25 protein-coding genes are annotated in these 22,639 nt (G+C 70.7%); 15 read left to right on the forward strand and 10 right to left on the reverse strand.

Going from position 1 to position 22,639, the window contains the following annotated elements; all coding sequences use genetic code 11:
- Positions 1–17: 17 nt before the first annotated feature.
- The 5 genes from ACZ6MA_RS25000 to ACZ6MA_RS25020 all read left to right on the forward strand — a co-directional run bounded on the left by ACZ6MA_RS25000 (position 18) and on the right by ACZ6MA_RS25020 (position 6,310).
- On the forward strand, positions 18–1,406 hold the full coding sequence (locus ACZ6MA_RS25000; RefSeq protein ID WP_469436174.1) for a pyridoxal phosphate-dependent decarboxylase family protein: 1,389 nt from the start codon (positions 18–20) through the stop codon (positions 1,404–1,406).
- Positions 1,407–1,835: 429 nt separating this feature from the next.
- On the forward strand, positions 1,836–3,824 hold the full coding sequence (locus ACZ6MA_RS25005) for an RICIN domain-containing protein (RefSeq protein ID WP_469436175.1): 1,989 nt from the start codon (positions 1,836–1,838) through the stop codon (positions 3,822–3,824).
- A gap of 72 nt (positions 3,825–3,896) precedes the next feature.
- Positions 3,897–4,481, forward strand: coding sequence for a hypothetical protein (locus ACZ6MA_RS25010; protein ID WP_469436176.1), 585 nt, complete (start codon positions 3,897–3,899; stop codon positions 4,479–4,481).
- Between the two features lie 72 nt (positions 4,482–4,553).
- Positions 4,554–5,408, forward strand: a complete 855-nt coding sequence (locus tag ACZ6MA_RS25015) for a papain-like cysteine protease family protein (RefSeq protein WP_469436177.1) — start codon at positions 4,554–4,556, stop codon at positions 5,406–5,408.
- Between the two features lie 14 nt (positions 5,409–5,422).
- On the forward strand, positions 5,423–6,310 hold the full coding sequence (locus tag ACZ6MA_RS25020) for a hypothetical protein (RefSeq protein WP_469436178.1): 888 nt from the start codon (positions 5,423–5,425) through the stop codon (positions 6,308–6,310).
- 74 nt (positions 6,311–6,384) lie between these two features.
- Here the strand turns inward: ACZ6MA_RS25020 and ACZ6MA_RS25025 are convergent, their stop codons facing one another.
- Both ACZ6MA_RS25025 and ACZ6MA_RS25030 read right to left on the reverse strand, forming a co-directional pair.
- Positions 6,385–7,518: a hypothetical protein gene (locus tag ACZ6MA_RS25025; protein ID WP_469436179.1), complete on the reverse strand. Its 1,134-nt coding sequence runs from the start codon at positions 7,516–7,518 to the stop codon at positions 6,385–6,387.
- A 156-nt stretch (positions 7,519–7,674) separates the two neighbouring features.
- The gene (locus tag ACZ6MA_RS25030; RefSeq protein WP_469436180.1) at positions 7,675–8,145 is read right to left on the reverse strand and encodes a hypothetical protein; all 471 of its coding nucleotides are present in this window, start codon (positions 8,143–8,145) and stop codon (positions 7,675–7,677) included.
- A gap of 177 nt (positions 8,146–8,322) precedes the next feature.
- On the opposite strand from ACZ6MA_RS25030, the gene sigJ reads away from it, so the two are divergent.
- Complete coding sequence (sigJ, locus tag ACZ6MA_RS25035) at positions 8,323–9,267, forward strand: RNA polymerase sigma factor SigJ (RefSeq protein WP_469436181.1); 945 nt, start codon at positions 8,323–8,325, stop codon at positions 9,265–9,267.
- 125 nt (positions 9,268–9,392) lie between these two features.
- Here the strand turns inward: sigJ and ACZ6MA_RS25040 are convergent, their stop codons facing one another.
- Positions 9,393–9,866: a carboxymuconolactone decarboxylase family protein gene (locus ACZ6MA_RS25040; RefSeq protein WP_469436182.1), complete on the reverse strand. Its 474-nt coding sequence runs from the start codon at positions 9,864–9,866 to the stop codon at positions 9,393–9,395.
- Positions 9,867–10,274: 408 nt separating this feature from the next.
- On the opposite strand from ACZ6MA_RS25040, the gene ACZ6MA_RS25045 reads away from it, so the two are divergent.
- Positions 10,275–11,237, forward strand: coding sequence for an immunity 49 family protein (locus ACZ6MA_RS25045; protein ID WP_469436183.1), 963 nt, complete (start codon positions 10,275–10,277; stop codon positions 11,235–11,237).
- A gap of 64 nt (positions 11,238–11,301) precedes the next feature.
- Here the strand turns inward: ACZ6MA_RS25045 and ACZ6MA_RS25050 are convergent, their stop codons facing one another.
- Positions 11,302–11,853, reverse strand: a complete 552-nt coding sequence (locus ACZ6MA_RS25050; RefSeq protein WP_469436333.1) for an AAA family ATPase — start codon at positions 11,851–11,853, stop codon at positions 11,302–11,304.
- 133 nt (positions 11,854–11,986) lie between these two features.
- Entirely contained in the window at positions 11,987–12,589 is a 603-nt protein-coding gene (locus ACZ6MA_RS25055) for a DUF2867 domain-containing protein (RefSeq protein WP_469436184.1), read from the reverse strand.
- A gap of 95 nt (positions 12,590–12,684) precedes the next feature.
- On the opposite strand from ACZ6MA_RS25055, the gene ACZ6MA_RS25060 reads away from it, so the two are divergent.
- The gene (locus tag ACZ6MA_RS25060) at positions 12,685–13,245 is read left to right on the forward strand and encodes a TetR/AcrR family transcriptional regulator (protein ID WP_469436185.1); all 561 of its coding nucleotides are present in this window, start codon (positions 12,685–12,687) and stop codon (positions 13,243–13,245) included.
- A 56-nt stretch (positions 13,246–13,301) separates the two neighbouring features.
- Here the strand turns inward: ACZ6MA_RS25060 and ACZ6MA_RS25065 are convergent, their stop codons facing one another.
- The gene (locus ACZ6MA_RS25065; RefSeq protein ID WP_469436186.1) at positions 13,302–13,763 is read right to left on the reverse strand and encodes a hypothetical protein; all 462 of its coding nucleotides are present in this window, start codon (positions 13,761–13,763) and stop codon (positions 13,302–13,304) included.
- Positions 13,764–14,035: 272 nt separating this feature from the next.
- On the opposite strand from ACZ6MA_RS25065, the gene ACZ6MA_RS25070 reads away from it, so the two are divergent.
- Positions 14,036–14,467, forward strand: a complete 432-nt coding sequence (locus tag ACZ6MA_RS25070; RefSeq protein ID WP_469436187.1) for a hypothetical protein — start codon at positions 14,036–14,038, stop codon at positions 14,465–14,467.
- 197 nt (positions 14,468–14,664) lie between these two features.
- Here the strand turns inward: ACZ6MA_RS25070 and ACZ6MA_RS25075 are convergent, their stop codons facing one another.
- Positions 14,665–15,003: a thioredoxin family protein gene (locus ACZ6MA_RS25075; RefSeq protein WP_469436188.1), complete on the reverse strand. Its 339-nt coding sequence runs from the start codon at positions 15,001–15,003 to the stop codon at positions 14,665–14,667.
- A 416-nt stretch (positions 15,004–15,419) separates the two neighbouring features.
- Here ACZ6MA_RS25075 and ACZ6MA_RS25080 point away from each other — a divergent pair, with 416 nt between their 5' ends.
- On the forward strand, positions 15,420–16,184 hold the full coding sequence (locus ACZ6MA_RS25080; protein WP_469436189.1) for a hypothetical protein: 765 nt from the start codon (positions 15,420–15,422) through the stop codon (positions 16,182–16,184).
- A gap of 205 nt (positions 16,185–16,389) precedes the next feature.
- On the forward strand, positions 16,390–16,716 hold the full coding sequence (locus tag ACZ6MA_RS25085; RefSeq protein WP_469436190.1) for a hypothetical protein: 327 nt from the start codon (positions 16,390–16,392) through the stop codon (positions 16,714–16,716).
- Between the two features lie 396 nt (positions 16,717–17,112).
- On the opposite strand, the gene ACZ6MA_RS25090 is transcribed toward ACZ6MA_RS25085, so the two are convergent.
- Positions 17,113–18,393, reverse strand: a complete 1,281-nt coding sequence (locus ACZ6MA_RS25090; protein WP_469436334.1) for a xylan 1,4-beta-xylosidase — start codon at positions 18,391–18,393, stop codon at positions 17,113–17,115.
- A 224-nt stretch (positions 18,394–18,617) separates the two neighbouring features.
- Complete coding sequence (locus ACZ6MA_RS25095; protein ID WP_469436191.1) at positions 18,618–18,983, reverse strand: DUF488 domain-containing protein; 366 nt, start codon at positions 18,981–18,983, stop codon at positions 18,618–18,620.
- 210 nt (positions 18,984–19,193) lie between these two features.
- Between ACZ6MA_RS25095 and ACZ6MA_RS25100 the strand changes: the two genes are divergently transcribed.
- The 4 genes from ACZ6MA_RS25100 to ACZ6MA_RS25115 all read left to right on the forward strand — a co-directional run bounded on the left by ACZ6MA_RS25100 (position 19,194) and on the right by ACZ6MA_RS25115 (position 22,109).
- A complete protein-coding gene (locus tag ACZ6MA_RS25100) occupies positions 19,194–19,619 on the forward strand; it encodes a hypothetical protein (protein ID WP_469436192.1) in 426 nt (141 codons plus the stop codon).
- A gap of 167 nt (positions 19,620–19,786) precedes the next feature.
- Positions 19,787–19,954: a hypothetical protein gene (locus tag ACZ6MA_RS25105; protein WP_469436193.1), complete on the forward strand. Its 168-nt coding sequence runs from the start codon at positions 19,787–19,789 to the stop codon at positions 19,952–19,954.
- A gap of 134 nt (positions 19,955–20,088) precedes the next feature.
- Positions 20,089–20,949: a viomycin phosphotransferase gene (vph, locus tag ACZ6MA_RS25110; protein ID WP_469436194.1), complete on the forward strand. Its 861-nt coding sequence runs from the start codon at positions 20,089–20,091 to the stop codon at positions 20,947–20,949.
- Positions 20,950–21,116: 167 nt separating this feature from the next.
- Entirely contained in the window at positions 21,117–22,109 is a 993-nt protein-coding gene (locus tag ACZ6MA_RS25115; RefSeq protein ID WP_469436195.1) for a PI-PLC domain-containing protein, read from the forward strand.
- Positions 22,110–22,237: 128 nt separating this feature from the next.
- On the opposite strand, the gene ACZ6MA_RS25120 is transcribed toward ACZ6MA_RS25115, so the two are convergent.
- Positions 22,238–22,528: a coiled-coil domain-containing protein gene (locus ACZ6MA_RS25120; protein WP_469436196.1), complete on the reverse strand. Its 291-nt coding sequence runs from the start codon at positions 22,526–22,528 to the stop codon at positions 22,238–22,240.
- Between the last annotated feature and the right edge of the window lie 111 nt (positions 22,529–22,639).

Below are 22,639 nucleotides of genomic sequence, written 5' to 3' on the forward strand. Positions count from 1 at the left end.
GAAGAACGGAGCCAGCAGTGCACCCTCGACTCGCGGCGGACCTCGCCCAGCTACCGGAACTGATGGAGGTCACCCAACGCCACGCCACGGCGTTCCTCGACGGCCTGGACGACGCCCCCGTCGTTCCCCCGCCGACACGCCTGCCGCACATCGAGCGGCTGCCCGAGCACGGCGCCGGACTGCGATGGACGCTACGGGAGTTCACCCAGCGCTGGGAGGGGGCGCTGTCGGCCTCCGCCGGACCTCGCTACCTCGGCTTCGTCACCGGTGGCGCGACCCCCGCGGCCCTCGCCGGGGACTGGCTGACGGCGGCCGTGGACCAGAACCCCGCGTCGTCGCTGGACGCCGCGGGCCAGCACCTCGAACGCGAGACGACCGGCTGGCTGCGTGACCTCTTCGGGCTCTCCGGCGACCACTGGGGAGCGTTCGTCAGCGGTGCCACCATGTCCAACACCGTCGGTCTGGCCATCGCCCGGGAATGGCTCGGTGAGCGGCTCGGCGTCTCACCCGCCGAGGACGGGGTGGGCGCCCTGGGGGCGGTGCGCGTGCTGTCGGGCAGCCCGCACTCGAGCGTGGCCAAGGGCCTTGCGATCCTCGGTCTGGGGCGGGCCGCCCTGCGCACGGTTCCCACCCTCCCCGGCCGCGAGGCGATCGACCCGGTGGCCCTGGAACACGCCCTGCTAGAGGCGGACGGCCCCTGCGTCGTCGTGGCCAACGCGGGCACGGTGAACACCGTCGACTTCGACGATCTGCGGGCCATCGCGGCCCTGCGCGAACGCCATGACTTCTGGCTGCACGTGGATGCCGCGTTCGGTGCCTTCGCCGGGCTGTCCCCGGCCCACGCGCACCTGGTCGACGGCCTGGACCTGGCCGACTCGGTCTGTGTGGACCTGCACAAGTGGCTGAACGTGCCGTACGACAGCGCGGTGCAGTTCACCCGCCGCCCGGACCTGCAGGTCCGTGTCTTCCAGAACGCGGCCGCCTACCTCGGCCCCCTGGGCGACACCCCCGACTTCGTCCATCTCACCCCGGAGAACTCCCGCCGGCTGCGCGCCCTCGCGGCCTGGTTCACCCTGCGCGCCTACGGGCGTGCGGGACACCGCGAGATCGTGGAGCGCTGCGTGGCATGCGCCCACGCCGTGGGACAAGCCGTCGAAGCCATGGACGGGCTCCGGCTCCTCGCACCGGTCCGGCTGAACGTCGTCTGCTTCACCCTGACCGAGGACCCCACCCCCGAACGCCTCTCCGCGCTCGCCGACGCGCTGGCCGGCGAGGTCTTCCTGACACCCACCGTCTACGCCGGCGTGCCCGCGCTACGAGCCGCCTTCAGCAACTGGCGCACGACCGAAAAGGACACCCGGCTGATCGTCGAGGCACTGAGGGAAGCGGTCCGCCCGTCCCGGTAGCCCGCGGCCGGAATTGCCCGGAGTCGGGCTCAATTGCGCTTCATAAGCCGCCCTTGAAGTTACCGAGGAGTATTCCCCGCCGAAGTGATCAAGGGTGAGAGCCCCGCCACGCTGCGCAATTGCACACAAACGGAACTGCGCGTTCCAAAGTAAAGATCTTGCCAAGCAACGCCCTTGGAAACGCGCCTCATTGGAATGGACCTTTACGGGGGGCGCAGGTAACTCCCTCAAGATCAAAGGGATTTGAACGGGCGGGGAGTTATCCGTTCCCTTTCTTGAATCATGCACAAGATTTCTCCTCGCTAAACCACCCTGCCTGACGCCCTGTTCGCTCTGGCACACTTCCGGCCACCCACAACTCCCCCACAGAAATGAGGTGTGGCGATGCCCGGTCGCAGAAGACAGGTGCAGCGACGACGAAAACGCGGCATGCTCATCGCCGCGGTCGCCGTCACCGCCGGCGCACTCACCGGCACGGCGGCGCTCGGTGGCGTTTTCGACGACGAGCCGACCCGCTCGCCGGTCGCCGACGCCCGGCCCATGGCGGACGGACCGGCTCCGGCCCCCGCGCACGACCGGACACCGGAACCGGTGACCCGAATACCCGACGACGACCGCACGCGCGGCCTCGTCTACGAGGGCCTGCGTCCCGCGCCCAAGGGCGACCGCTGTGCCGGTGTGCTGCGGACCGCCGACGGCCGTTGCACGCACGGCCCCGACAAGCCGCCCAAGGGCGTGGACATCACCAAGGACACGCCGCCCGCCGCGAAGTCCCAGGTCACCGCCGGAACACCGGACCGCCCCGACACCGGCGAGGCGTCCCGGGAACAGCCGTCCGCCGGTACCACCGCCTCCCTCGACGCCCGCACGGCCGGCACCGCCGCGGCCCGGAAGCCTCCCGCCGCCCCCACGCGGAGCACCGCGAGCGCGAAGCCGGCGCCGGCCGGACAGGCGGTGCGGTGCGACGGCGACGGCAGCACCGGAAACCGTGTGCAGGTCGTGTACGTCCACGGCCCCGGCGACGACCGCTACGGCGCGTACCTGGCCTCCTTCCGCAAGTGGGCCGCCGACGCCGACACCATCTATTTCGCCAGCGCGCAGGAGACCGGCGGCGTACGGCACATCCGGTACGTGACCGGCGCGGACTGCACCCCGTCCGTGCTCAACGTCGAGGTACCCGCCCCGGCACTGGCCGAGTTCAGCGCGATGAACTCCGCTCTCGCGGCGAAGGGCTTCGACCGGCGCGACCGCAAGTACATGATTTTCGCGGACGCCAAGGTGTACTGCGGCATCGGTACCTTCAGCGGCGACGAGCGCCCCGGTGCCGCCAACCTCAGCAACTTCGGTCCCTCCTACGGCCGGACCGACGCCGGATGCTGGGGCGGTTCGACCGCCGCGCACGAACTCGGGCACAACCTCGGAGCGGTGAACAACAGCGCCCCCAACACCAGCCGTGGCGCGCACTGCACCGACGAGTGGGACGTCATGTGCTACTCGGACACCCCGTACTACCCCACCATGCGGGACGTCTGCCCCGAGCGAGGCCACGACGAGCGCCTGGACTGCCGGCACGACGACTACTACCACACCAGTCCGCAGCCGGGCAGCTACCTGGCGACCCACTGGAACGTCGCGAACAACCAGTTCCTGATGACCGGCGACGGCACCCGCCCGGACCCCGATCCGAGCCCCTCGCCGACGCCCCGCCCGACCACCAGCACCGGACCGTCCACGGGACTCGTCCCGGTCGTCGGGCAGCTCACCTCCGACTCGGCCGCGGTCAGCTGGCCTGCTGCCCCCTCCGCCGCCTGGTACCAGCTGCTGCTGAACGGCGAACACCTGGCGTGGGTGCAGCCCAACTCGGCGCGGATCACCCACCTGCGGCCCGGCACCGACTACACCGTCGCCGTCGCGGTCCGCGACCGGGCCGGACACGACACCAGGCCCGGCCGCACGGTGTCGTTCCACACCCCGCCCGTCGGCAGCACCACCACCGAGCCCGGCACGCGGTACACCCTGACCAACGGGCACACCGGACTGGCGGCCGAGATCTGGGGCGGCAAGACCGCGGACGGCACCGTCCTGGTCGCCTCCCAGCCCAACGGCTTCACACCGCAGCAGTGGTACCTCGACCGCACCGGCGGTGGAACGCGACTGCGTTCGGCCGCGTCCGGCAAGTGCCTGCAACTGGGCGGGGACGCGAACCCCGGCCAATGGGTCACCCAGCGGACCTGCTCCGACAGCGCGGCCCAGCAGTGGAAACTGACCACCTCGGGCGACGGACTGCGGCTCGCGCCCCGCGACGGTTCCCTGGTGCTGGGTGTCGGCAAACGGCCGTACTACGGGGCCTGGCTGCTCGAACTCCAGAAGCCGGACAGCACGGGCTTCCAGGCGTGGACCCTGCGCAAGTCCGCCTGAACCACCCCCCGGCGGCGGGGGCTCGTGCGGGCCCCCGCCACCGTCCCACTCTCACACCGGAGCCACCCCTTCATGCCCGATCGCCGCTTCACGGCAGCGGCCGCGACCCTCACGGCCCTGCTGGTCCTGGGGTCCGCCGCGTCGGCACACGCCCACGGCGACACCATCCGGCTGACCGTCACCGGCGTGTCCGCCGGCCACCCCACCACCAAGGCGACCTGGGAGGACGACGGCCACCCCGTGCGGGAGAAGGTCGCCGGCACCCTCACCGCGACCTCGGCCGACGGCACCACGCTCGGACCCTGGCGGTTCGTACCGGTACCCGGCGAACCGGGTACCTTCACCACCGCCGAGGCTCTGCCCGCCGGCCACTGGACCATCACGGCACAGACCGCCTTCCCCGCCCTCGGCCGCACCACAGCACCCGCCGAGGTGAGCGCGGCAGCACCCCCGGCCGGCCCCACCGGCGCACCGGCCGGGCCGCCCGCCCCGTCGCGGGCGTCCTCCGCCGGGCCATCGGCCGCCACGGCGGCCGCGTCCGACGACGGGCCGACGACAGGCCTGGTGGCCACCGGCGCCACCGGACTGGCCCTCGCCGCCGGAGCGGCGGCCGTCACGTTCCGGCTGCGACGCCGTCGCTCCCGCCGGAACGCCTGACGGCACCCGGCCGGCACCCCCACCCCACCCCGGCCGGCATCCCACCCCATCCGACCGACAAAGGAACCCCCCATGCGAAGACTGCGCAGGCATGCCCGGATACCGGGCCGCGGCAAAACCCTCCTCTCCACGATGGCCGCCGTCCTGACCGGCGGACTCCTGCTGGGCGTCGCCCCCGAGGCGCAAGCGGCCGTCACCGGAACCGTCACCGGCGGACAGGGCAACTTCAGCACCGTCAACCAGCGGTCCGCGCCGTCGCTGTCCGCCTCCATCACCGGCACCTCACGGGTCGGCGACCGCATCTCGATGTCCTGCCGCACCACCGGTGACGTCGTCGAGAACAACTCCCGCTGGATCCGGTCCGGCACCTTCTACCTCGCCGACGCCTTCATCCGGGAGGACACCGGCGGGCTTCCGGTCTGCGGCTCCGGCCTGCCCGCCGGGCAGAAGCTCTTGAACATCGGCATGCAGAAGCAGGTCCGCGACCAGTGGTGCTGGGACGCCTCCGGGCTGACCATCGCCAACTACTGGGGCTACACCAACTACGACCAGTACGACTTCTGCCGCCTGGCCGCCCAGGGCAACAGCCAACTGGACTGCAACAACCGGCCCGCCACTCTGGGCGACATGGCCAACGGCCTGCGCAACATGGGCTTCCACAACAGCGGCACCGACCTGTACCGCAACGCCTCCTTCGGCGAGACCCAGACCGAGGTCGCGGCCGGACGCCCGTTCGCCGTCCGCATCGGCTGGACCTCGGGCGGCGGCCACATGAACGTCATCTACGGCTACGACAGCACCAGCAACATGGTCGCGGTCGGCGATCCCTGGCCCAGCACGCAGACGTACACCTGGTGGAACTACTCCACCTACGCCGGAAACAACTCCTTCCGGTGGACCCACACGCGCATCGGCATCCACGGCTAGAGGAGAGACCCACCATGCACCGTACGCACAGACGCACCACCACCCTGCTCGCCGCCGCAGCCGTCGCCACTCTCTGTGGAATCGTTCCCGCGCAGGCCGCCGACGGGCCCGGCGCCCCCGCCGCGACCGACTACGCCGGCGCCCAGCGGGTGCTGGACTCGGGCCGGGTACACGACACCGTCTCCCGCTTCCTGACGGCCGCCGAGCAGCGGACGTCGCCCTCCGGCGCGGACGGCGGCACGGCCGGCGCCCCGCGCGGACTCGCGAAGCCACCCGCCGCACCCGGCTTCGACCTCAAGAAGCCCGTCCCGCTCTACGAACTGGCGCCCGAGTTCGTCGCCGGCACGGCCAAGCCCACGACAAAGGCGGCCCTGCGCCTGTCCTACCTCGCCTCCCGCGTCTCGGCCTCCAACGGCCGCCAGGCCGCCGTCCTGCTCGCACCGGCGAAGCCGGGCAAGCCGGGGGATCCGGGCAAGGGGGCCCAGGACTGGCAACTGGCCGGCATCCGCGACGGCGAGGCGGACATCAGTGCCGCCGAACGCGGCACGGACCGGGCGCGCACCTTCATGGAGCCGCAGATCCACGGCTGGTACCGGCTGGCCGCCGACGGCTCCGTCGAGCCGCTCAACAAGGAGGCCCGGGTGGCTCTCCAGGGCAAGCCGCGTATCACCCTCGCCGCGTACCAGCGACTGGTCGCCAAGCGCTACGGCGACAAGCTGCCCGGCTCGTCCTACGACCGCAAGGGGCTCGCCGGCGGTTACGCGCTCGCCGAGGACCAGCCCTCCACCACCGCCCCTTCCGGCGCGTCCGGCCCGTGGCTCCCCGCCGCCTCCGGCGCGGCCGTGTTGGCGGCATCGGGCGCGGGGATCCTCCATCTGCGCCGGCGACGCCGCTCGGCCTGATCCAACCTCCCCGGCGGCCTGGTCCCCCCAGCGGGGGCCGGGCCGCCGGGCCATGGCCTCGGCCTCGTGCGCCGTCAGCGACCCGCCGCGCACCACCGCACGAGGGCGGCGGCGGCCTCCCGCATGCCGCCCCGGCCGAAGCGGTCCGCCAGTGCCCGGGCCCTGCCCGCCGTGTCACCGAGTCCGGCGGACAGCCGCGCCAGCCGGTCCGCCAGCCGGGCCCGCCCCCGCCGGTCGTCCGACACCTCCCGTACGACGCGGCTGATCGCCCGTGAGACCACGGGTGTGGGAGCGCGGTATTCGACCGGCCGGCCGATGTCCGCCCAGTCCAGGCGCGCGTCGCAGTAGCCGTGCCGGGCGAGCAGCCGGGCCTGCTCGGCTTGGCTGTCGTTGGCGGCCGGCAGCCACAGGGTGGGTACGCCGGTCCCCGCGGCGTCGTAGATGTTGCCGAGGCCCGGGGTCATACAGGCGTAGGCGGCGGTGCTCATGAGGCGGAGCATGGTGGCGTGGTCATAGGTTCCGACCCCCGGCTCGTCGAGCGCGGTGACGATGCTCCGGCTGGTCGCCACGACGAGCGGCCGGCCGGCGGGCAGCCCCGCGCGGACGGTGTCGAGCATGAGCCGTGCGTAGGCGACGGCGTCGTCCGGCCGCCAGTGCGGGTTGTGCAGTCCGCCCAGGTTGACCAGGACGTGCCGGCCGGGCCGCCAGGTGTGCCCCCGGGCGATGGCAGGGGGAACGATCACGGTGTGTGCGCGTAACACCGGGTCGGCGGTGACGCGTTCGCGGACCCCGAAGAAGTCCTGGGCGAGATACAGCGCGGCCTCGCGCACCACTTCGGGCACGGTGGGCCAGTACCAGGCGAGCGCGTCGTAGACGGCCACGTCGAATCCGGCGCGACGGGCCAGCCGGGCCATGTCGAAATCCATGGCCGTGACGAACACGTCGTACGCGGGCGCCATCTTCCGTAACAGGGCGCACAGTTCGTCCCGTGACAGTCCGGTGGTGTCGTGGACGGCGTCGTACGGTGGTTCCGTCTGGAGATCCAGGGTGTGCCCGCTCCCGAGGTAGGCGAGCCCTTCGCAGACGGGTGCGAGTTCCGCGGAAAGAATCGATATGGCGGCCGCCGGCCCGAAGCCGAAGGGCTGGGCATTGAGGAGCAACCGCGGTGCCCCGACGGGGCGGTGGCCGGAATGCGGGCGAGAGGGCATGGCATCACGCCTCGGGACGTCGTGGAGCCTTGCTGGCCCTACGATTCTGGGGCCGACCGCCCACCGCTGGCTACTCCGAGATGGCGGCCGGTGCGTCTCACGGCCGGCCGGGCGGTGACGACAGGGGCCGGGACGGGCCGAACGCGGTCGCCGTCCTCACCGTCCCCTGACCGCTTTGCCGGACGGCGTGCTCTCCGCGGCACGAGCAGCGCGGCACGAGCAGTCGGATCGGGCGCCGGAGCGCCTGGGGAAGCGGGTGGACAGCACCCGGTACAGCACCAGCACACTCAGGCCGAACATCAGGACACCCAGCGGGACATGGAGCGACGGCATGTGCGCGATGCCCAGCACCACCTGCACCGAAGCGAGTACGAGGAAGCCGGACGCGTACAGCACGGGGCGGGGCGAACCGCCGCCCGGCCGCCACGCCAGGACCGCGGCGAGCACGTACAGCATCGACGCACCGTACATCACGCGTGCTCCGACGTCGTGCGGCAGCGCGCCGTGGGACGAGGACAGCAGCACCCCGGCGCTGACCGCCTGGAAGAAGAGGGTCAAGGTCTGGAGCGCTACCGCGATTTGGATCAACGTGAGCTTGCTTCGTACCGCTGTCGTCTGTGTGGCCATCACGGTCTCCTCTTCTGCCTCACGGTTGCCTCACGACGGTGGATCGGTAGGGTCTCGGTAGTCCGACGACGCGGGCCCGCGGAATGTGAGGCGAAGCACCGGCCTCACCGTCCTCCGGTGCGGCGCTCGGCCGACATGTCGGGAGCGGACGAGAAGAAGCAGGGAGCGGTCGCAGTCATGAGCACCCGGTCCGAGGCAGGGCAAGACGGGTCCGAATCGGGCCAGAGCGCGGTCGTCGGCGAGCGGCGCCGACTGATCAACCTCGCCTACCGGCTGCTCGGTTCGCTGTCCGAGGCCGAGGACGCCGTGCAGGAGACCTACGCCCGGTGGTACGCGATGTCGCGGCGACGGCAGGAGACCATCGAGTCGCCCGGTGCCTGGCTGACGACGGTGGCCGGCCGCATCTGCCTGGACGTGCTCCACTCGGCGCGGGTCCGCCGGGAGCGCTACGTCGGCGCATGGATCCCCGAGCCGCTGCCCGACCGCACGGAGTGGTTCAGCGGGCGGGCGGGTGGTGGCAGGGACGACCCCGCCGACCAGGTCACCCTGGACGAGTCGGTGAACATGGCCTTCCTCGTCGTACTGGAGTCGATGACACCGGCCGAACGCGTGGCGTTCATCCTGCACGACGTCTTCCGGTACCCCTTCGCCGAGGTCGCGGCGATCGTCGGCCGGACGCCCGCGGCCTGTCGGCAGCTGGCGTCCTCGGCCCGTCGACGTATGCGCGCCGAGCGGCCTCCGGCGGTCACGACGGCCGGGCAGGCCGATCTGGTGCGGCATTTCAAGGAGGCATGGCAGGCCAAGGACATCGAGGCCCTCGTCGGCCTTCTCGACCCCGACGCCGCGATGATCGCCGACGGGGGTGGTCTGGCCGGTGCCGCCCTCCGTCCCGTCGAGGGCGGCGAGCGCGTCGCCCGGTTCCTGATCAACATGGCCGGCAAGACGCCCGGGCTGACGCTCCTGGAACGGTCGGTCAACGGCCGGCCCGGCCTCGTCGCCCAGCACGCCGGTGTCACCGTGACCGTGGCGGCGTTCAGCCTCGCCGACGGCCGCATCACTCGCATCTGGGCGGTCCGCAACCCGGAGAAGCTCCGTCCGTGGACCGGGGACGGATCCAGCTGAACCCGGCACCGTCCCTATCGACGAGGCATGCCCCGGCCGTCGTCGCGGGCCGACGGGCGCGATCGCGCACACCGGTGGAGACATCGGCCGGGGGCAGAACCGGTCAGATCGGACAGCGCAGCCGCTTATCCGAACTGGCCGGGCTGGTAGTCGCCGGCGGGCATCTGCAGCATGACGTTCCCGCGGTTGAAGGCATTGATGACGGTGATGACACCCACCAGGGCACCGAGCTGGTCCTCGTCGTAGTACTGGGCGGCGTTCGCCCACACCGCGTCCGGCACACCGCCGGCCGCGTCGGCGATGCGCGTGGCCTCCTCCGTCAGTTCCAGCGCCGCGCGCTCGGCGTCGGTGAACACCGTGGCCTCCCGCCACGCCGCGACCAGGTTGAGACGCTCGGCGGACTCTCCGGCGTGCACCGCGTCCTTGAAATGCATGTCCGTGCAGAAGCCGCAGCCATTGATCTGGCTGGCGCGGAGCTTCACCAGCTCCTGCGTCGAGGCCGGCAAGGTCGAGTCCTCCAGCACCTTGCCCGCGGCGATGATGTGCTTGAAGACCTTGCCCAGGACCGGGTTGGTGAAGGGGTTCAGGCGTGCTTCCACGATGCGCTCCATTGCCGATGTCCAGCGGTTACACACCTATGACGGGTTGGGTCGGCGCTTTGTGACATGGGTGTCTTGCGACGCGCGTCACACCCTGCTGCCTGCGGCAGCCGGATCCCGCACTACCGGTTGCCGTCGGTTGTCCACCGGGGCGCTGTGTGTATGCCCCCCGACATCGGCGGGTCGGCCGGACGGCGCGCTTGGTGAGCCCGACGGTTCGAGGAATTCACCAAGCTGCTCCACGGAGCCGAGGTCGTCACGGAAGCCCACCCCCGGGGTTGGGGGCTGCTCGGGCTGCCGATCTGACTCCACGCCGCCCGCATCCTCTTCCGGCAGCGCGCGGCGGCGTTGTCAGTGGCGGCTGACATCATCGGCTGACTGTCGAAAGGTCAAGGAAGGACAGCAGCCGTGCACGAAGTGACGGGTCATACGGTCGACGAGCAGCAGATCGCCCAAGCGTTGGAGGACATCCACCGGCGGACGTTCTACCGCTATCACGGGCTCCGCTACGACCACATGTCCCTGAACGGCCTCCAGGCCATGCGCGACGAACTCCTCGACCACGTCGCCGCCCACGCCGTCACGGACCCCGCGCTCGGTGAGCCGTCACGCACGGCGTTGCTGACCGCGGCGGAGTGCTCCCTGGGGATATTGAGCGTCGGTTGCTTCCCCGACGGCGACCAGGAGATCCGCCTCCCGCTCATCGACGAGAAGCTCAGTACCGAGGACATCACCTTCGGCGACGATGTCGTCGAGCAGGCCCCCACAGCCCGCACCTGGTGGGAAACCTTCGCGATATGCCTGGTCAGCGGCCTGGTATGGGAATGGCAGCGGGTGACCGGGCTTCTCCTGCGCGAGGACTACGCTCCAGCGATCCGCGACGGAATCCCGTACTCGGAGCTGACCTCGGTATCGGATCCGGCCGACCTCGCCGCGATGGGCGCGCTGTCCGGCTACCTCACCCAGGCCAGCGGACACCTGCCTCGGAACTGGCCCACCGTGCCCCTTCGCCGGCCCACCACCGACGAGCGCGCCGAAGCGGCCCGCCAGCTGGACGCCGCCGGCCCCTTGACACCGGACCACCGCCTGCTGCGCGTACTCCTCGACGACGACCAGCACGCCTTCGAGCAGGCCCTCGTCGCCCGGCTCACCGAACACCGGGAGAGCCTGGGCCCCGACCCCGCCCTCAGGACTCTGTTGCCGCTCGGCATCCTGGCCCTGGCGGCCCTCGCGGTCCAAGTACACGGGTGGGAACTCAACGTCCGCTCCGACTACCTGCCGCACGGCATCCTGGGTTCCCCGCAGGCCCTGCGGGAAGCGGAGGCCGCGGCGGCCGGTGCGAACAAGCTGGGCGGCTGGGCAGCCACGTAGCCCTTCCGGCTCCAGGGGGGCGACCACCGACCGCCACTCGACAGGCAACTTCGGGAAGGCGCGATCACTCATCGGGTGTCGCGCCGACTCGGAGCCGGTCCAGCACCTGCGCGGCCAATTCCTGAGGAGCCAACTCGCCGTCGCGGAACACCGTGCCGCCGGGCATGCCGTCCGCCGCGGCCATGCACGTTTCGATCCGGCTCTTGCCCCAGCGCCGCACCCGTTCCTCCCGCTCGGGGTCTTCGGGGAAGAAGGTCCGTCCGTCGATCCGCTTCTCCAAAACCTTCCTGGAGACCTTGAGGAAGAAGTGGTGCACGTCGATGTCCGCGTCCTTCAACACGCCGAAGACCTCACCGATGTAGCCCGGATTGACCAAGGTCATCGGAACCAGCACCGGCCGGCGGTACTCCTCGACCAGCCCCACCGCCAAGTCGGCAACCTGCCGTCGCCACAACCGAAGATCCTGGAAGTCGCCGGTCGGCACCTCCACGATCTTCCGCAACACAAAGCCGACCATCTCCGGGTCGTACACCAGCGCCTCGGGCCAGCGTGCAGACAATTCGTCCACCAGCGTGCTCTTCCCACTGCCGAACGCACCGTTCACCCAGACGATCAACGCCATCCCCTCGCCCTGTTGCCCTGCCCGCGCTGCCCGTGCCCAACACTACGTCGCACGAACCGGTGAGCACGGCCGCTCCGGCCATCAGGAAGGGCCTTGGGCCGTGCTCAGGGCCGGCTTCCGGGCCCGGTCAGCGCGCGCTTCGTCCGGCGGCGTTCGCCTGCCACTGGCGGCCGATGGAGCGGATCAGCGCCGGGTACACGCCGAGGTACCGGAAGGGCTTGATGGCGGCCATGTACAGGGTGCCGAACAGTCCGTTCGGCTTCACCAGCACGGCCATCTGACCGCGGTAGCCGCCGGACCCGTCGGGGACCCAGCCGATGTGCATCACCGCGTGCACGGTCTTGTTGCCCATCTCGGCGGCCCACTCGTCGTCCCTCTGGTAGAGGGAGATGAACGCCGACGAGCCGAGGTCGGGCCCCTGGGGCCCCTCGCGAAGGTCCGCCGGCAACCGGTCGCGCAGGGAAGGCAGCCGGGCGCCGACACCGCCACTGGGCTCGTCCCAGCCGAGCAGTGCTCCGAGCTTCCAGCGGATCGCGAAGAGCGCGCGGCCGACGGGGCCTTCTCCCGCCACCCCGTTCTTCATCCCTTCGGCGAACTGGCGCACCAGCCACACAAGGTCGTCTGGTCCGCCGGGGGTGGGCAGTGCCCAAACGTCCTCGACCGTGAAGCCGTCGGCGATTTCGTGGATCCGCCAGGGGCGGTCGGTGTGGGCGGTCCGGGGAAGTCGCATGAGCAGACCCCTGTCTATACGGTGGCGTATAGATCGACCGTAGACCCCTCTATACGCCCCCGTATACTCGGTGGGAACGTGAGGAGCCACACACCATGGGCGCGACCCGCACACCACGCGGCAAGTGGATCGAAGAAGGCTTGCGAGCACTGGTCGCGGGCGGCCCCGAAGCCGTCCGGATCGAGGCATTGGCGCAGGCGCTCGGCGTCAGCAAGGGCGGCTTCTACGGGTACTTCCGCAACCGTGGCGCGCTGCTCACCGAAATGCTCGACACGTGGGAGTACGAGGTCGCCGAAGGCGTGATCGAGCAGGTCGAAAGCGGTGGAGGAGACGCCAGGACCAGACTGGAGCGGCTGTTCGCCATCGTCGCCGCCGCCACCGACGGGCCGGTGCGGGGCACCACCGCCGATATCGCGATCCGCGACTGGGCCCGCCGGGACGCGGCTGTCGCCGAGCGCCTGCGCCGCGTCGACAACCGCCGCATGGATTACCTGCGTTCCCTGTTCTCTTCCTTCTGCCCCGACGAGGACGAGGTCGAGGTCCGCTGCCTGCTCGCCGTCTCGGTGCGCATCGGCAACCACTTCAACGCGGCCGACAACGGCAAGCGCAGCCGCGCGGAAGTGATGGAGCTGGTCAGGCAGCGGCTGCTGGAGTAGCCGCTCCCGCCATCGTCATCCACAGCCCAGCCCGGCAGGGCCGCGCCCCACAGCACTTACGCGTGCGTGCCGTCGACGCCGGAGCCGAGCGCATCGCTCAAGGCATGCAAGGCGTCATCGTAGTGGTGACGGTCGAACCGGAACGGACCGAACGCCGCGTAGTCACGGGTCTGGCGGTGCGGCTGCTCGAAGGCGTCCCAGGTCACGAGGTCGGCTGTCGCGGTGATGCGGGCCATGAGCGGCCAGCATCCCCATTCGCCGCATTCACAACCGAGAACGGGTGTCTTCGGCCCCATCGCGTCGGTGGACCGCCCGAGGAAGTGGTCCCGCATCGGGCCGAACCGGAAGAACTGTGGGATCAGGCCGTCGTAGGCGTCGCCCGCGGGCTGCATCCCGGCCGCGATCTCGAACCCGTCGATCAGTTCGGTGAGTGGTGTTCCGTCGATGCGGGGAACGATCACGAGCGCACCGCTGTCATCGCGGGGGCGGCAGTCGAACCGTATCTCGTTGCTGGTCATCCAATGATTCTCCCAGCGAAACCGCCCGCTCCTCCCGGGTGGGGTGAGCTGGGGCCGAGCGTATGGGTCGCGGTCCGCGCCGAGGGTGCTGGAGCCCGCGGTCACTCGTTGAACTTCCGATACGTCATACTTTGCTCTCTTGATCCTTGGAAGGACGGCAGAGCGTGCCCGCAGTTCCCAGCCGCCCGGCGGCCCACGAGGTGGCCCCTCCCCTCCCGCAGAGCTGGGCCTCCGACTCACTCCCTCCTGCCCGACCTCCCAAGAGTCGGACGGTGAAGTGCCTGATCGCCGTGACCCTCGCGGCAGTCGTCGGCACCCCGCTCGCCCTGGTCGGCTGGAACATTTACCAGAACTCGCGGCCGCCGCACGCCATCTCCTGCACGAAAGCCCTGGCGTACATCGGCTGGAAACTCCCCGAGCACACCAGTGATCACCAGTGTGTAGAGAGCGTCGATATGTTCAGCGGCCACATGTCGGGCACCTTCCGCATGCCTCGCACCGACACCAGGCCCTGGCTCGCGTCCTTGCCCGGTGACCGATTCGGGGCAGCCGGGGCGGAAGCCGACGGTGTGGTGGTCACCAAGGACGGCCTCCACCTCGGCGTGCACAAACCACCCCACTCCAACGTCGACGAAGCACGCGTGACAGTGCGATTCGAAGGCAAGGACACCGCCCTCGTCACCTTCGAGCCGTTCGACTACTGACCTCCGCGAGCCCGCCGAACTCCGAATCCCGCGCGCCGACCAGCCATGGCCGTGTACGGGTCGTTGCGTCGCCCCGGTGGGGGAGGTGGCCGCCTCGGCGGCGGTCAGGGAGGCGGCCTCGGCGGTGCGCACCTCGACCGCCGGCTCTGCGAGGCGGGCATACCGGGACGCCGGCCCGGCCAGGCAGGAACGACCGGTCAGAAGTGCGCGATCAGGAGTTCCCGCAGCTCGGCGTGTGTCATCTGCCCCTCGCCGCGTGCCGCCACCTCACCGTCTTTGAGCAGGACGACGGACGGAGCCCCGGTGATGCCGTACCGCCGGGTCGCCTCCGGACAGCGGGTGATGTCGATCTTGACGGCCGTCAGGCGGGGCGCGTACTCCTCGGCGATCTCGCCCACGACAAGGTCCATCGCCCGGCACGCCTCGATCGCCTTCGGCCACGTTCCGGAGAAGTAGGCGAGAACCGGACCCGCGCTCATCTTGAGGACGAAGTCGACCTCCGCGTCCTCCCGTGGCTGATGAATCCGTCGTGGCATCGAAGCTCCTGGCCTTGTGATCGACATATCGGGCCACCATCATCGCCTGTGACTCGCGGAGCCGACCTGCCCGGCCAACCGCGCTGCCGACCAGGTCCCGGCGGGTGCGCGAGCGTCCCGAGCCCGGACGAGCCCCTGTCGCCGGCCCGTGGCTCCTCGTGGCGGAGTGGTTTTCACGCCGTTGCCATCGACCTCCCGGCCAAAACCTTCGCTTTACCGGTTTTTGACTTCTTCTTGAACATCGATCGGCGGTAGCGTCCAGCCCGGATCGGTGATTCCGATCAAGGCCGACCCGCGTCCGGGCTGCCCGCGGCGCCGGGGGAGTGCCCGTACCCGGGCCGCACCCGAGGCCGGGCCGGCCGGCACGCCACCTGCTTACCGGCTCCCCGTGGGCCTTGGATGTCACTGGAGGATGTATGCCCTCTCGCCTGGCCACCGCGATCGCCACGTGCGCGTTGAGTCTCGGGGCCCTGGCCTCGGGTGCGGGTGCCGCCTCAGCGGCGACGCCGGACCCTGCCGCGGGCGCGCCGTCGCCACAGCCGGAGATCGACGCGCGCGCCGCGGCCGTGGACCGTTGCAGCTACCAGGTGGTCCGTTCCGACGACTCCCGCTACGTGTACTCCGTGACCGGAATCGGCGGCAGCGCACGTGCGTTGCCGATGCCGATCCAGAAGGAGGACTTCGTGAGGTTCTCCGGCGGGTGGTTGAAGGTCACTCAGGTCGACGCGTGTGCGGGCGGGCAGCGCCAGGCCCCCACCGCGCTCCGCGTCACAGGGAAGCTGGAGGATCCGGAGAACTACGACCCGTCGGTGCCGCGAACGATCCGTAGCGACGACATCAAGCCCGCGGCCTCCTCGGTGATACCGAAAGCACCGGCGCTGACGTCCGTCGACCGTCTCGACGCGGCCACCGTCCGCGTCACCTGGAAGCCCGCGCAGGGCGGCCCGGACCAGGTGATGTTGATGGAACGCAAGCCCTTCTACAGCAGCGAACTCGGCATATGGCACCCGTACACGTTCCAGCGGGACGTGCGTGGCGGCGCCACCTCGATGGACCGGAAGCTGGAGCGCGACCCCGACATCCCCGCCACGGACCGCACGCACTCCTACTGGATGCGCGTGGTCAAGGACGGCTTCGTCAGCGACCTGCGTGCCGAGAGGCCGACCCCGGTCCAGCCGTAGCCGCCCTTTCGGCGCGTGTCTTCGTGTCTTCACCGCCGTGCCGGAACACGCGCGGCACACCGCGAACGATGGAACTGCGGGGCACCGAATGAGTATCCCGACCGCATCCCGGCCAAGTTCCGCTCGCGCACTACCGAGGCTCCGGGGTGCCTGAGTAGCGTCGCCTCCCGGAGCAGTCGAACCCTTGTCAGGGAAAGGAGATCACATGAGGATCCACTCCCGTATCGCGGCGATCGGGACAGCTTTCGCCCTTGTCGGCGGAGGCATGCTCGGCGTCGCGGCGTCGGCTTCCGCTTCGAGCACGACCGCTGATCTCTCCTGCGACGCGTGGCGGTACCAGCGCGGTGCCAGTGGGCGTCACGGCGCGTCGATCACGTGCTACGGCAGCTCGTTCACCAGTTACGTCATTTGCCACAAGCCCGACGGCTACACGTACGGCAAGCTCGGAAGCCGCGTCCGATCGGGCGGGACGTCGACCGCTTGGTGTGACGTCAATGCGGAGGCCATCGACGCCGGAGCCTTCGCCGACTGATCACGCGACCGGGGTGCCGACCCGTCCCGCTGGACCTCGGGTCTTCCTGGGGTCCAGCATCACGAGCGGCATCCAAGCGTCGGCGGAACGCCCGCTGACGCTTGCGGAAGCTCGCGTTTTCAGGCGTCGCGACGGCGGTTGCCGGCTGGCGCGTCCCGCTCGCCGCACCGGTCTCCTTCCCGCCGAGGAGGTGGTGAGGGGGCCGGTCGGCAGCGGTTGCCCGCCGGGGCGTCGAGCAGGCCGAGCACTGCGGCGGCTTTGAGGGTCATGACGGCCGGACGACGCATGAAGTACCTCTTATCCGTTCATCGGCGTTGACGTATCACCCCTGCCCCGGCCCGGGCGACTCAACCGCCCTGTCGCCCGTATGGGGGAGCGCCGAGACGGAGCGCCGGCTCAGCGCGGCAACCAGCGCACCTCGTACGGGCCGAGGAACAGTGCCCGCCCGTCCACCCGGCCCGCGACCGGCCGGCGCCCGGTGTTGACGACGAGTACGGCCGCGTCGTCGGCGAGGGCCTGGATCCTGGAGCCCGGTCCCGCGATGGTGTTCACCGGGCGGAAGGCGCTGCCCGGCGGGAATTCGCGGGCGAACCGGCTCAGCAGCCGCGCCATGGGCAGCTCTCGGCCTCCGTCGGGCAGGTCGGTGCTCCGCCACAGACAGCCCGGGCAGTCCTCTCCGGACCGTTGTGGGTTCCAGTAGAAGGCGGCCGCCGCGCCACTCGCCGCCAGCCGCATCAGCGCGGTGGCGTGCACGGCGGTGCGGTGCCGCTCGCTCCAGCCGCCCCGGCCGCCCGGCCGGTCGTCCGCGCCGGGTGGCTCGACGTACCACTCGGCCCACCACACGGGAAGGCCGGTGAGGTTTCTCAGCCAACGGGTGACGTCGGCGAACTTCTCGGTGGCGGCGAACTCGTCGGGGATCGTCCGGTGGCCTTCGCGGGTGTAGCTGGATCCGTCGACGACGACGAAGTCGGCGCCCGCCTTGTGCTCGTTCCAATAGCGGACGACGTCGGCGGAGCGGCGGTCGAGTTCACCCCAGGGGCCGCGCAGTTCGGGCGAACGGTCTTCCGGGTCCTCGGCGGGCGGGTCGTGGTCGGCCACCACGTAGGGGCCGCCGACCAGGTTGTGCGGGTTCTGCCTCTTCAGCTCCGCGTGGACGAGGTTGTACAGCTCGGTGTACCCCTCGTAGTCCCACCGGCGCCTGCTCTCGTCGTAGAAGCCCTTCAGCTCGTTCCATACGAGGAAGTGCCGGATGTCCGGGTAGCGGCGGGCGATCGTACCGGCGAGCCGGGCGAAGTCCCGGTAGTGCCGGCGGTCGGGAGCGGCCTCCAGCCGGGACCAGTCGGTACGTCCCTTCCGCCCGCCCTTCATCCAGTCGGGGGCGCCGCACAGGGTGAGGACGGGCGTGGCGCCGGTGGCCCGCATCAGGGCGACGCGCTCGTCGAGGGACTCGAAGTCGTAAGCCCCGGGCGTCGGTTCGGGGTTGTCCGCACCCCAGCCCATGATGTGCTGGTTCTGCGGCAGGGGCCACGCGGAGAGCAGGGCGCGGGCCCTGTCCGTGGCCTCCGGTGTGCCGTGGTCCGCGCTGTACCGGGTGTGGGTGAAGCCCCAGCCCGGCCAAGCGCCGTCCTGGCCGCGGACCACCTTCGGGGCTCCGCCGCCCGGCCGGCCCGAAGCCATCGTCAGCGGCAGTACGGCCGCCAGGGCCACCGCGCCGCACGCACCGAGCAGAGCGCCGAGCCCCCATCGGCCTGTGCCGGACACCACCCCTGAACGTGCCGCACCATGTCGTCCCACGGTATCCAACAATATGCGCCATCGTCCCGATTTCGTCCGTACGCACGCGGGAGTGTGTGCGGAGACCTATTGCGAGACCGCGCCGCTGCCGGGAATCGGGGCGGACGTCAGGCGCGCGTCAGTTCCGCCCGCAGTACGGCCGCCGCGCTGATCTCACAGTCTTTGGTGGCGGTCAGCAGAGTGAGGGGTCCGCGCTCCGCCGTCTCGTGCAGGTGCCGCAGAGCCTGAGCGCGGGCCTCGTCCCGCAACTCGAGACGGTAGCGGCGGCCGAACTCCTCGAACCGGGCGGGATCGTGCCCGTACCACTTCCGCAGGTCGGTGGAGGGCGCCACGTCCTTGCACCACTCGTCGAGAGCGGCCGCGTCCTTGCGCAGGCCACGGGGCCAGATCCGGTCGACCAGCACGCGGCTGCCGTCCGCCTCCTCGACCGGGTCGTAGACCCTGCGTACCCGTACGTGCCGTGACCTTCCCATGCGTCCCATCATCGGCCCCGTACGCCGAGAACGCGCCCGGAACCCGCCGGGACAGCCGACTGCCTACGGCCGCGGTTGGACACCGCGTCCGTTCTACCGCGCAGGTTGACGAGTGAGTTCAACCCAGCACCGGACGCCACGCCCCGCCTCCCGCTCGTAGATTTCTGTCCCGTGCACAGCACGTACGGAAACCCAACGGGGAGGGACCACATGAATCAGCACAAGAAGCTCGCACTCGCCGGAGGCGCGGCCGTCCTGGGGGTGGCGCTCGCGGGCTTGGCACCCGCCGAGGCGTCTCCCGCGCCGAGCGCGCAGAAGGCCGCCGGCTGGCACCAGGTCTTCTCCGGCTCACACGGACCGGCGAACAAGTGGTCGACGGTCGACTTCGTGCCGGACCGCTCCGGCTTCAGCGCGCACTTCGGCTGCTACGGCCACGACGGTGCCAAGGTCCAGGCCGAACTCGTCCGCACCCGGGACAAGAACGTCGTGAAGCGGAGCGGTGCCGAGTTCTGCCAGGACGGGGCGACGCGCTACCTGAACACCTCGGTCGCCCCGGGCACGTCGTACTATCTCCGCCTGCACTTCACCAAGGGGCCAAAGCACAGCGTGTACGCCCGGGCGTTCGACAAGCACTGATCCCGGAACACAGCCCGACCGGGGAGTCACACCAGGCGTAGGTCCCCGCGTCACACCAGCGCACCGCGCGCCTACGGCGACCGCCCTGGGGGGAGGGCGGTCGCCGTGGCGCGTGCGGGGTGCCGGTTCCGCCGGTGCTTTGGGGGCCTACCAGCGGTAGTTTCCGTATGCCCTGCCCGCGACCACGCTTCCGTCGTCCAGGACTGAACGCTCTGGCCGCCGCGCTCGCCCTGATGGCGGTGACGCTGGTGCTCGGGGTGCGACTCCTGGACGAACTGCGGATGCGGGCGGGGAGGAAGGCGCGCCCGTCGCGTGCCTTCCAGGACCGCACCTGATCGCGCCCCCCGGGGGGCAGGGCACGGCAGGAACGCGGGCATCGCCGTGAATCCGGCCCGCCGAGCACTGCCGCGGGCGACACCGGGATCCGTCGTCGCCTCGTCCGCTGATGAAGCTGACAAAGGAACACACCATGGAAATCATCAAGAAGCACCGCGCCTTGCTGGGCAGGCTATTGCCTGAAGACGAGCCGACCCAGCTGATGGTTCATCAGGGTCAGTTCCACCAGGTGGTCATCGGCGCGGAGCGCGTGGTCCGCTTCGCCCGCACCGACGCGGCGGCCGAGCGGCTTCCCGGCCGGGCGGAGCGCCTGCGGGCCCTCGCCGGTCTCGGCCTCGGCTTCCGCACCCCGGAGCCGCTGGAGGAAGACGCCGCGGGCCCGAACCACCCGGCCTACCTCGTGCTCAGCCGCATCCCCGGCGCTCCCCTGGAGGAGATGGACCTCAAGCACCCCGAGGTGGCCGAGGCGGTCGCCGCCCAGTACGCCACGCTGCTGGCGGGGCTGGCCGCGGTCGGCGGCGACTCGGCGTCCGCCGTGATCCCGCGCGCGCACGAAGGGGAGTGGCGGGAGTTCGCCGACGGCGTCCGGACGGAGTTGTCCCCGCTCATGAACGACGCCGGCCGCGAGCGGGCCGAGCGGGAACTGGCCGCCCTCGACGGACTTCCTCACCTCACCTCCGCCGTGGTACACGGCGACCTCGGCGGGGAGAACGTGCTGTGGGAGACCGTCGACGGGCTGCCACGGCTCAGCGGAGTGGTCGACTGGGACGAAGTCACCCTCGGTGACCAGGCCGAGGACCTCGCCGCGATCGGCGCCGGCCACGGCGAGGAACTGCTCGGCCGGGTCCTCGCCCTCGGCGGCGGGGCCCAGGGAGGTGACGTGACCGGCCGGATCGCCGCGATCCGTGGCACGTTCGCCCTGCAGCAGGCCCTCTACGCGCGGCGCGACGGTGACGCGGAGGAGCTGGCCGACGGGCTGACCGGCTACCGCTGAGTACCTGCGGCCCACTCCTGGGGACAGACGTATCGTCCCGTTCCGGCCGGGCCTCAACCCGTACGGCACCCGACCGGAGTTCGTTTAGCATCCATCTGCCGCATCACAAGGCGGAGTTGATGGGATCGGCTCTCCGCCTCGGACACCGACATGAAGGAGTACCTTCCTTGACCACTCACCTTCGGCGCGGCCCCGGCCTGCGGTTCTTACGGGCCCTGCTGGCGGCGGCACTGTGCGGGATCGTCGGCGCCGCCGCACTCGGCGCCACCCCGGCGGCAGCGGCCGATCAGCGGCACGCGATCTACGCCATCGCGCACCGGGTCGACACCCTGGACGGCGTGGACGCCGCGCTCGGCCACGGTGCCAACGCCATCGAGGTCGACGTCTGTGCCTGGTACAACCCCAACGAATGGCGCGCCTACCACGACTGCTCCTCGGCCGGTGAGAACCGGCGGGGCCCCAGCTTCGACAGCATGATCGACCGCATCGTCTCCCATGCCAACGCGGGGCGCCGGCTGAGCCTGGTCTGGCTGGACATCAAGGACCCCAACTACTGCGGAGAAGCACCGAACCGGGCGTGCAGCGTCGCCGGACTGCGCGACAAGGCGCAAAGGCTGACGGCCGCCGGCATCCAGGTGCTCTACGGTTTCTACGAGTACCACGGCGGCAGCACCCCCGACGTCGGCGGCAGGGGCTGGAAGAGCCTGGAAGGCAAGCTCGGCAAGCTGGAGGGCATCACCACCACCGGGACCCGCGACCGGGTCCGTGACGCCTTCAACCGGTCCGGTTCCGGCTTCCCGGCCGGTCGGCGGGTGATGGACTACGGCGACAGCAACATCCCCAACGGGTTCGGCAACTGCACGGAAGCCGGATACAACACGTGCGCGGAACTGAAGAAGGGCGCCGCGGACCGCGCCGCCGGGCAGCTCGCCGCCACGCTGTCCTGGACGACCACCTACAACGATCCGTGGTACGTCGACAAGCTGCTGGGCGACGCGCGAGTGGACGGCATCATCGCGGGCTACGGCAGCTTCACCGGCGAGCACGAGTACGACAACGGCTGGCAGTGCGCCAACGCCATCAACCTCATCCGTGACTGGGTGAACCGCCACAGCGCCACCCATCGCATGGCCACCGGCACTGACCGCCTGTTCAGGTAGCGACAGCCACCGGCCGGGGCCGCACCGCATGGCTTTCTCAGAGCGCCGGCTGCCCCGGTCGCGGGCCCGGGGCAGTGATCTCAAGGGGACTGATGGGGGCCGGAGCGCGCAAGCCGGGGGGCTCCTCGTCAGGATGTGGATGTTCCACGGTCCGTCAGGGTCTTCACCTTCTGGCGCAGCCGCCGGAGTTCCTTGCGCAGTTCGTCCACGTCGTCGCTGGTGACGTCCGTGCCCCTACGGGTATGACGGCGGGGCGTGCCCGCCCCGGTGGGACCCTTGCGCGGCGCGCGGCGGCCCCTCTCCGCCCCGGCGGCGGAGGGGGCCCGGTCGAAGGCATCGATCACGTCGTCGAGGATGTCTTTCATATCGCTGACGACACCGTGCAGCGCGGAAGCCAGGTCGAAGCGGCGATAAGTCATCGCGTTTCCTTTCTCCATGAGACGCCTGTGGGGAGCGGAACGTTCTGGCGGCGCAGGCCGGCGATGGCGTGGTGCCACGGTGTGAAACCGAGGCGGTGGCGCGAGATGCCG

It is taken from the genome of Streptomyces sp. NPDC042259 (assembly GCF_055582085.1).